Raw genomic sequence first — 1134 nt, 5'->3', positions numbered from 1 at the left:
ATAGCGGTAATGCCCTGAGACATTCCGCGAAAGAAATTACCCCAAAAAGCGCCTGAAACCTCGCCTAGCCGCTGATACTCGGCGAAAAACGGCACGATACCAGAGGTATATAGCTCCGCGAGCCCAGCCTTCGCAACACCCCAAAAAGCTTCATTGTGGTTAGCGCGTGCATCCACGAACATGTCACGGATTCCGCCAAATTTACCTGACAGTTGGTCTAAGTAAATGAGGATGTTCTGCAGGCCGTCCGCGCTAGACGCCACCCCCACCAGAAAACCGCTTATAATGCCAGGCAGAGCCAACGCCGCCGGTCCAATAGAAACCAGCGACGCACCCACCGCAGCAATATTCTGCGCCGCAACAATACCGACAGACGACATAGATGCCAGGGCAGCACCAGTCGCCGCAATGCGAGGCGTCAAACGGTCCAGATTCGACGCGAATTCACGCACATTCGAAACCGCGTCACTAAGAACACGCCCACCAGAGAGCGCCGCCAACGCAGATGCCGCCGTAGCAGCCGCAGACGAGTTGATAACCGGGCTAATCACCGCCACGCGAGGACGAGCCAACGCCCCCAGCTTCGCCGCCGCCGCACCCGTGTCAGCATCAGCATTAACCGTGCACTTCCGAGCCTCATCCAGCTTCTTCAGTGCACGCTGTGCCTGCTCCACATCAGCGTCAGCAGAGACCTTAGCAACCTTCTCAGCAGAGAGGTTATCCAGCTGATGCAGAGCCTTCTGGATGTTCACGTCCACTGACACGGTAGCTGTCAACCCGTTCAGCGCGTGCTGGAGGCGGCCCATCGCCTTCCGGTCCAGCACCGGCACCACGGTGACCTTCGCCGTGGTCGACTTCTCGATTCGGTCCAGCGACCGCTTCAAATCTCCACGGAACCGTGATGTATCGGGGTAGACACGGATACCGACCTTAGCCATTTACCCTCCTAGAATCGCCTTGATGCCGGAAAAATCAATGCCGCCAGGACCCACCCTGACGGCATGCGACGTTTTCTTTTTCTTCGGCTGCGGGACCTCAACCTGCTCCGATTTGCTCAGCTTGCCGCCCTTCGCAATCGCGCGGGTGATGTTGACCAGCCCCGCAGACAGGAACTCCTGGGCACCCCAACCAGAT

Annotated in this window: 2 protein-coding genes; both read right to left on the bottom strand. The window is 58.2% G+C overall.

Annotated elements, in window-relative coordinates; translation table 11 throughout:
- Window positions 1-938 (bottom strand): hypothetical protein (locus Q0216_RS02550; protein ID WP_298592680.1); only part of this gene is annotated, 938 nt, incomplete at its 3' end.
- Window positions 939-1134, bottom strand: a 196-nt coding sequence (locus Q0216_RS02545) for a hypothetical protein (RefSeq protein WP_298592678.1), incomplete at its 5' end; no start/stop codon positions are given.

Origin of the sequence: uncultured Rothia sp., from assembly GCF_937976295.1 — a bacterium.
Classification (GTDB): domain Bacteria; phylum Actinomycetota; class Actinomycetes; order Actinomycetales; family Micrococcaceae; genus Rothia.
Note: the sequence above shows the minus strand (reverse complement) of the source record. Positions and strands in the feature narration are given on the sequence as shown.